The sequence below is a fragment of the Streptomyces sp. P17 genome (assembly GCF_032436805.1).
Lineage (GTDB): Bacteria > Actinomycetota > Actinomycetes > Streptomycetales > Streptomycetaceae > Streptomyces.
In genome coordinates this window covers 61,987-69,588 of record NZ_JAVRBF010000047.1, presented here as the reverse complement: position 1 = coordinate 69,588, position 7,602 = coordinate 61,987, and the positions used below count along the sequence as shown (strand labels likewise).

Sequence of the window (7,602 nt, the reverse complement as noted above, 5' to 3'; positions counted from 1 at the left end):
CGCTGTCGTTGGAGCCGGGGTCGCCGAACGCGCTGTCGTTGGAGCCGGGGTCGCCGAACGCGCTGTCGTTGGAGCCGCCGTCGCAGGTCACCCAGTCGTTGCCGCCGACGCCGTCACTGGCGCTGATGCTGTCGTTGCCGCCGCCGGTCGTGATCGTGTCGATGCCGGGCCCGGCGTTCACCGAGGTGTTGACGGCCACGCCCGCGGACCGTTTAGAGCTCTCGTTCGAAAAGCGCCGCCGCCATCTCCCACAGCAGGACTTCCGCACCGGCCTGCGCGACCAGCTCCACGTCCCGCGCGTCCGTGATCCGCGCCGCGTCGCCCGGCCCCAACTCGACGCCGTCGAGCCGCACTTCGCCGCGTACGACATGGACGTACACATACGCCCCGTCCGGCACCGCCGTCCGCTCCCCCGCCCCCAGCCGCCGTACATGCAGCATCGCGCCCGCCTCCGGGATCGCGTACGGCGTCGAATCCGCGATGCCGTGGACGATCTCGTACGCCGGGGTGCCGCCGGGGTTCAGCGGAGCCAGCCAGGTCTGGACGAAGGTGAGCGGGGCGGTGGCGTCGTTGCGTTCCACGTGACAAACGCCCGCCGCCGCGCTCAGGCGCTGGACGTCTCCGGGGCGGACCCGTGTCTCGTGGCCCGTCGAGTCGCGGTGGGTCAGTTCGCCCTCCACCACCCACGTCACGATCTCCGTGTGGCTGTGGGGGTGCTCGTCGAAGCCCGCTCCCGGCGTCAGCCGCTCCTCGTTGCACGCGATCATCGCGCCGAAGCGGAGGTTGCCGGGGTCGTAGTGGGGACCGAAGGAGAAGGCGTGCCGGGAGTCGATTCCTGCCGCCGGGTCGCCGCCTGGGTAGCGCTCGTCGGCGCGCCGTACGTCCATCACGGACCCACCGTAGACCCCGACGGCGGACACTCCCGTCCGGATAAGGCAGTCTTGTCCCCGTGCCCGAACCCGAAGCCCACAAGTCCGAAGCCGCAGCGCACGCCGCCCACCCGCACCCCGCGACCCTGAAGCGGCTGGAGAAGTCCTCCGGCAGCCTGGCCGCGCAGGCCATCACGCGCATGGACGAGACGCTGCCGTGGTACCGGGCCATGCCCCCGGAGAACCGTTCCTGGATCGGTCTCGTGGCCCAGGCCGGTATCGCCGCCTTCACCGAGTGGTTCCGGCATCCCGACGCTCCGCAGGCCATCTCCACCGATGTGTTCGGGACCGCCCCGCGTGAGCTGACCCGCGCGATCACGCTGCGGCAGACCGTCGAGATGGTGCGGACGACCATCGAGGTCATGGAGTCCGCCATCGACGAGGTGGCCGCCCCTGGTGACGAGTCGGTGCTGCGCGAGGCCCTCCTCGTCTACGCCCGCGAGATCGCCTTCGCCACCGCCCAGGTCTACGCCCAGGCCGCCGAGGCACGCGGTGCCTGGGACGCCCGTCTTGAATCCCTCGTGGTCAACGCCGTGCTGAGCGGGGAGGCCGACGAGGGGGCCGTCTCCCGGGCCGCCGCGCTCGGCTGGAACTCTCCCGAGCATGTGTGTGTCGTCCTCGGGACCGCACCCGACGGGGACTCCGAGCTGACCGTCGAGGCCATCCGGCGGGCCGCCCGGCACGCCAAGCTGCAAGTGCTCACCGGGGTGCTCGGCGACCGGCTCGTCGTCATCGCCGGGGGCAGCGACAATCCGCTCGCCGTCGCCAAGTCGCTGATCGGGCCTTATGCCGCGGGTCCCGTGGTGGCCGGGCCCATCGTGCCCGATCTGCTCGCCGCCACCCGCTCCGCGCAGGCCGCCGCGGCCGGCCTCAAGGCGTGTTCCGCCTGGCAGGACGCCCCGCGCCCGGTGCTGGCGGACGACCTGCTTCCGGAGCGTGCCATCGCCGGAGATCCGAGCGCGCGCGAGCAATTGGTGGAGGAGATCTACAGACCACTGGAGGAGGCCGGGTCCGCGCTTCTGGAGACCCTCGCCGTCTATCTGGAGCAGGCGAGCAGTCTCGAAGGCGCCGCCCGGATGCTGTTCGTGCACCCCAACACCGTGCGCTACCGGCTTCGACGTGTGACTGACGTCACCGGTTGGTCGCCGTCGGATGTACGCTCCGCGTTCACGTTGCGGATCGCGCTGATCCTGGGACGTCTGGTCGACGGCGATCTCCAGCAATAGGCTTTTGTCGGGGCTCCACAAAACCCCCTGCTGTTCTTCGTCCCTGTCCCCACGGGCGGCCGTGGCCGTCCCCAAGAGAGAGTGTGAGAGTGCTCGTACTCGTCGCTCCCGGCCAGGGCGCCCAGACGCCCGGCTTCCTGACTCCCTGGCTCGACCTGCCCGGCGCCGCTGACCGCGTCGCCGCCTGGTCGGAGGCCGTCGGCCTCGACCTCGTCCACTACGGCACCAAGGCCGAGGCGGACGAGATCCGAGACACGTCCGTGGCCCAGCCGCTCCTCGTCGCCGCCGGAATCCTCTCCGCCGCGGCACTCGGTGCCGTGTCCCCGGGCGCCGTCGCGGGCCACAGCGTCGGTGAGATCACCGCCGCCGCCTTCGCGGGCGTGCTGGACGACACCGCCGCGCTGACCCTCGTACGCAAGCGGGGTCTGGCCATGGCGGCGGCCGCCGCGATCACCGAGACCGGTATGTCGGCGCTGCTCGGCGGCGACCCGGAGACCTCCGTCGCGCACCTGGAGAAGCTCGGTCTGACCCCGGCGAACATCAACGGCGCCGGTCAGATCGTGGCCGCGGGCACGATGGAGCAGCTCGCCGTGCTCGCCGAGGACAAGCCCGAGGGGGTGCGCAAGGTCGTTCCGCTGAAGGTCGCGGGCGCCTTCCACACGCACCACATGGCTCCCGCCGTGGACGCGCTGGCCGAGGCCGCCAAGGAGCTCTCCCCCGCCGACCCGACGGTCGCCTACGTCTCCAACAAGGACGGCAAGGCCGTCGCCACCGGCGCCGAGGTGCTCGACCGGCTGGTCGGCCAGGTCGCCAACCCGGTCCGCTGGGACCTGTGCATGGAGACCTTCAAGGAGCTCGGCGTCACCGCGCTGCTGGAGGTGTGCCCCGGCGGCACCCTGACCGGCCTCGCCAAGCGTGCGCTGCCCGGTGTGAAGACGCTCGCCCTGAAGACCCCCGACGACCTCGACGCGGCTCGCGAGCTCATCGCAGAGCACAGCGCCTGACAAGGAGCCCGAAGAGCATGGCGAAGATCAGGCCCAGCAAGGGAGCCCCGTACGCGCGCATCCTCGGTGTGGGCGGCTACCGCCCCACCCGGGTCGTGCCCAACGAGGTGATCCTGGAGAAGATCGACTCGTCCGACGAGTGGATCCGCTCGCGCTCCGGCATCGAGACCCGGCACTGGGCCTCCGACGAGGAGACCGTCGCCGCCATGTCGGTCGAGGCGTCCGGCAAGGCGATCGCGGATGCCGGGATCTCCGCCGAGCAGATCGGCGGCGTGATCGTCTCGACCGTCTCGAACTTCCGGCAGACCCCGGCCGTCGCCACCGAGATCGCCGACAAGCTCGGCACGGACAAGGCCGCCGCCTTCGACATCTCGGCCGGCTGTGCGGGCTTCGGCTACGGCCTCACCCTCGCCAAGGGCATGATCGTCGAGGGCAGCGCGGAGTACGTCCTCGTCATCGGCGTGGAGCGGCTCAGCGACCTGACCGACCTGGAGGACCGCGCGACGGCCTTCCTGTTCGGCGACGGCGCCGGCGCGGTCGTCGTGGGCCCCGCCCAGGAGCCGGCCATCGGCCCCACCATCTGGGGTTCCGAGGGCGACAAGTCCGAGACGATCAAGCAGACCGTGCCGTGGACGGACTACCGCACCGGCACGGTCGACAAGTTCCCTGCGATCACGCAGGAGGGCCAGGCGGTGTTCCGCTGGGCCGTGTTCGAGATGGCGAAGGTCGCCCAGCAGGCGCTGGACGCGGCCGGGATCAGCCCGGACGACCTGGACGTCTTCATTCCCCACCAGGCCAACGAGCGGATCATCGACTCGATGGTGAAGACGCTGAAACTGCCGGAGCATGTCACGGTCGCCCGCGATGTGCGCACCACCGGCAACACCTCGGCCGCCTCGATTCCGCTCGCGATGGAGCGGCTTCTGGCGACCGGCGAGGCGAAGAGCGGCGACACCGCGCTCGTCATCGGCTTCGGGGCGGGTCTCGTCTACGCCGCCACTGTCGTTACCCTCCCCTAGGCACTCCGTGCCGGATCATCATCAGCTCCGGTACGGCTGTACTTGTCCGCCGCTCACGCGGCGGGCACTGCCAAACCCTCTGGATCACTAAGAAGGAGCGCCTGACATGGCCGCCACTCAGGAAGAGATCGTCGCCGGTCTCGCCGACATCGTGAACGAGATCGCCGGCATCCCGGTCGAGGACGTCCAGCTGGACAAGTCCTTCACCGACGACCTGGACGTCGACTCCCTGTCCATGGTCGAGGTCGTCGTCGCCGCCGAAGAGCGCTTCGACGTCAAGATCCCGGACGAGGACGTGAAGAACCTCAAGACGGTCGGCGACGCGACCGACTACATCCTCAAGCACCAGGCCTGAGTTTCCGCTTAGGCCGGAAGTGCCCGGCCCCGCCACCCGGCGGTGGCGCCGCTGAATCCTCGTATCCCGTTGGAGAAAGAATTCCCGTGAGCTCGACCAATCGCACCGTGGTCGTCACCGGTATCGGCGCAACCACACCGCTGGGTGGCGACGCGGCCTCTACCTGGGAGGGCCTCGTCGCCGGACGTTCCGGTGTCAAGCCCCTGGAGCAGGAGTGGGCCGCCGACCAGGCGGTCCGCATCGCCGCCCCCGTCGCCGTGGAGCCGACCGAGGTGATCGCGCGCCCGCAGGCCCGCCGCCTTGACCGCTCGGCCCAGTTCGCGCTGATCGCGGCGAAGGAGGCCTGGGCCGACGCCGGTTTCACCGACAAGGCCGGGGAGGACTCCAGCATCGACCCGGACCGGCTCGGTGCGGTGATCGCCTCCGGCATCGGTGGCGTGACGACCCTGCTCGACCAGTACGACGTGCTCAAGGAGAAGGGCGTCCGCCGCGTCTCCCCGCACACCGTCCCCATGCTGATGCCGAACGGCCCCTCCGCGAACGTGGGTCTGGCCGTGGGCGCCCGCGCGGGCGTGCACACGCCGGTCTCCGCCTGTGCCTCGGGCGCCGAGGCCATCGGCTACGCCATCGAGATGATCCGCTCCGGCCGTGCCGACGTGGTCGTCGCCGGCGGCACCGAGGCGGCGATCCACCCGCTGCCCATCGCCGCGTTCGGCAACATGATGGCGATGTCCAAGAACAACGAGAACCCCGAGGGCGCCTCGCGCCCCTACGACGTCGCGCGCGACGGCTTCGTCCTCGGCGAGGGCGCCGGCGTGATCGTCCTGGAGTCCGCCGAGCACGCCGCCAAGCGCGGGGCGCGGGTGTACGCCGAGGCGGTCGGACAGGGCATCTCCGCCGACAGCCACGACATCGTGCAGCCGGAGCCTGAGGGGCGTGGCATCAGCCACGCGCTGCAGAACCTGCTGGAGCGCACGGACCTGAACCCCGCGGAGATCGTGCACGTCAACGCGCACGCCACCTCGACGCCGGCCGGTGACATCGCCGAGCTGAAGGCGCTGCGGAAGGTGTTCGGTGACGACACCGACCACATCGCGGTGTCCGCGACCAAGTCGATGACCGGGCATCTGCTCGGTGGCGCGGGCGGCGTCGAGACGGTCGCGACCGTGCTCGCCCTGTACCACCGGGTGGCTCCGCCGACCATCAACGTCGAGAACCTCGACCCCGAGGCCGAGGCCAACGCGGACGTGGTCCGCGGCGAGGCCCGCAAGCTGCCGGTCGAGGGCCGCATCGCCGCGCTGAACGACTCGTTCGGCTTCGGCGGGCACAACGTGGTGCTGGCGTTCCGTACGGTCTGAGAAGCGTCTGTACGTACGTGAAGGGCCCCCACCCGGCGAGGTGGGGGCCCTTCGTGTGTCCGAGCTTCAGACCACCTGGTGCAGCCAGCGCACCGGCGCTCCCTCACCGGCGTACCGGAAGGGCTCCAACTCGTCGTCCCAGGGCTTGCCCAGGAGTTTGGCGATCTCCGCCTCCAGGTCCGTCTCACCGTGCTGGGAGCGGGTCAGGGCCGCGCGCAGGCGGTCCTCGGGGATCAGGATGTCGCCGTGGATTCCGGTCACCGCGTGGAAGATGCCGAGGTCGGGGGTGCAGCTGTAGCGCTCGCCCTCGGCCTTGGCGCAGGGCTCGGCCGTGACCTCGAAGCGCAGCAGGTGCCAGCCGCGCAGGGCCGACGCCAGCTTGGAGGCGGTGCCGACCTCGCCCTGCCAGGAGAACTCCGAGCGCCAGGTGCCGGGGGCGGCGGGCTGCCGGATCCAGTCGAGGTTGACGCGTGTGCCGAGCACCCCGGCGACGGCCCACTCGACGTGCGGGCACAGCGCGCGCGGCGCGGAGTGCACGTACAGAACTCCACGTGTCGTCACCGGGACCTCCGGGCAGAGCGGGACATTGTGCGAACTGGCAGACGGCCGTGGCCGGTCAGCCACGTTGATGGCGAGGCTACCGTGCGGCGGCGCAAGGAGTGTGACGTACCGTCGGTCCCGGTGCCCTGAAACACCCGCCATTCACCCGGCAGGACGCCTGTAGGGGGCGGATCCGTTGCATCGCGCGCGCTCGGGAACTCCCACGCGTTGTATGGGGAGGGGAGCAGTAGCCGACGAGCGAGGGGATCAGCAGCGGATGCGGAAGACCGGTCACCGCTCACGAGCCGTGCTCGCCGTGCTGTCCGCGGCCGTCCTGGGACTCACCGGCTGTGATGCGGTCGGAGGGAACTCGCCGGGGCCGTCGGGGACGGACGCGCAGCGCGTGAAGCCGAAGCCGGCCCCGGTGTGGGATCGCAGCCCGGAATCGGTCGCGGCCGTCGGCGACTCCATCACCCGGGGCTTCGACGCCTGCTCGGTGTTCTCGGACTGCCCGGAGGTGTCGTGGGCGACCGGCAGCAGCGAGAAGGTGGACAGTCTCGCCGTACGGCTGCTGGGTGAGGCCGGGGCGTCCGAGCGGAGCTGGAACTACGCGGTGACCGGGGCGCGGATGGCGGATCTGCCCAGGCAGATGGCGCAGGCGGCGACGCGGAAGCCCGAGCTGGTGGCGGTGATGGCGGGGGCGAACGACGCCTGCCGTGCCACCACCGAGGCGATGACCTCGGTGGCCGACTTCCGCGCGCAGTTCGAGGAGTCCATGCGGACGCTGCGGGGCGCGCTGCCGACGGCGCAGGTGTATGTGGCCAGCGTGCCGGATCTGAAGCGGCTGTGGTCGCAGGGGCGGACCAGTGCGCTGGGCAAGCAGGTGTGGAAGCTGGGCATCTGCCCGTCGATGCTCGGTGACGCGGACTCGCTGGACGCGGCGGCGACGCTGCGGCGGGAGACCGTGCAGAAGCGGGTCGAGGACTACAACAAGGTGCTGAAGAAGGTGTGCGCGAAGGACAAGCGGTGCCGGTTCGACGGGGGTGCGGTGTACGCGTACCGGTTCGGGACGCAGCAGCTGAGCCGCTGGGACTGGTTCCATCCGAGTGTGAACGGTCAGGCGCGGCTGGCCGAGATCGCCTACCGGACGGTCACGGCGAAATCCGGGTGA

Annotated in this window: 9 protein-coding genes; 6 read left to right on the top strand and 3 right to left on the bottom strand. The window is 70.8% G+C overall.

Annotated elements, in window-relative coordinates; translation table 11 throughout:
• Positions 1-199, bottom strand: a 199-nt coding sequence (locus tag RMT89_RS27855) for a hypothetical protein (protein ID WP_399498490.1), incomplete at its 3' end; no start/stop codon positions are given.
• 13 nt (positions 200-212) lie between these two features.
• Complete coding sequence (locus tag RMT89_RS27850; RefSeq protein WP_315886535.1) at positions 213-887, bottom strand: pirin family protein; 675 nt, start codon at positions 885-887, stop codon at positions 213-215.
• A 62-nt stretch (positions 888-949) separates the two neighbouring features.
• Between RMT89_RS27850 and fasR the strand changes: the two genes are divergently transcribed.
• From fasR to RMT89_RS27825, 5 genes are all read left to right on the top strand, one after another.
• Entirely contained in the window at positions 950-2,155 is a 1,206-nt protein-coding gene (gene fasR / locus RMT89_RS27845; protein ID WP_315886532.1) for a fatty acid biosynthesis transcriptional regulator FasR, read from the top strand.
• Between the two features lie 89 nt (positions 2,156-2,244).
• Entirely contained in the window at positions 2,245-3,159 is a 915-nt protein-coding gene (locus tag RMT89_RS27840) for an ACP S-malonyltransferase (protein ID WP_315886531.1), read from the top strand.
• Between the two features lie 17 nt (positions 3,160-3,176).
• The gene (locus RMT89_RS27835) at positions 3,177-4,178 is read left to right on the top strand and encodes a ketoacyl-ACP synthase III (RefSeq protein WP_315886530.1); all 1,002 of its coding nucleotides are present in this window, start codon (positions 3,177-3,179) and stop codon (positions 4,176-4,178) included.
• A 106-nt stretch (positions 4,179-4,284) separates the two neighbouring features.
• On the top strand, positions 4,285-4,533 hold the full coding sequence (locus tag RMT89_RS27830; protein ID WP_015660680.1) for an acyl carrier protein: 249 nt from the start codon (positions 4,285-4,287) through the stop codon (positions 4,531-4,533).
• 86 nt (positions 4,534-4,619) lie between these two features.
• Positions 4,620-5,891 (top strand): beta-ketoacyl-[acyl-carrier-protein] synthase family protein, encoded by a 1,272-nt coding sequence (locus RMT89_RS27825; protein ID WP_315886529.1) that lies wholly within the window; start codon positions 4,620-4,622, stop codon positions 5,889-5,891.
• 66 nt (positions 5,892-5,957) lie between these two features.
• On the opposite strand, the gene RMT89_RS27820 is transcribed toward RMT89_RS27825, so the two are convergent.
• Entirely contained in the window at positions 5,958-6,452 is a 495-nt protein-coding gene (locus tag RMT89_RS27820) for a DUF3145 domain-containing protein (RefSeq protein ID WP_315886528.1), read from the bottom strand.
• A gap of 256 nt (positions 6,453-6,708) precedes the next feature.
• Between RMT89_RS27820 and RMT89_RS27815 the strand changes: the two genes are divergently transcribed.
• On the top strand, positions 6,709-7,602 hold the full coding sequence (locus RMT89_RS27815; RefSeq protein WP_315886527.1) for an SGNH/GDSL hydrolase family protein: 894 nt from the start codon (positions 6,709-6,711) through the stop codon (positions 7,600-7,602).

Excerpts from the sequence above, each read along its gene's own strand:
- RMT89_RS27850 (WP_315886535.1), bottom strand. The coding sequence starts at position 887 with ATGGACGTACGGCGCGCCGACGAGCGCTACCCAGGCGGCGACCCGGCG.
- RMT89_RS27835 (WP_315886530.1), top strand. The coding sequence starts at position 3,177 with ATGGCGAAGATCAGGCCCAGCAAGGGAGCCCCGTACGCGCGCATCCTC.
- RMT89_RS27830 (WP_015660680.1), top strand. The coding sequence starts at position 4,285 with ATGGCCGCCACTCAGGAAGAGATCGTCGCCGGTCTCGCCGACATCGTG.
- RMT89_RS27815 (WP_315886527.1), top strand. The coding sequence starts at position 6,709 with ATGCGGAAGACCGGTCACCGCTCACGAGCCGTGCTCGCCGTGCTGTCC.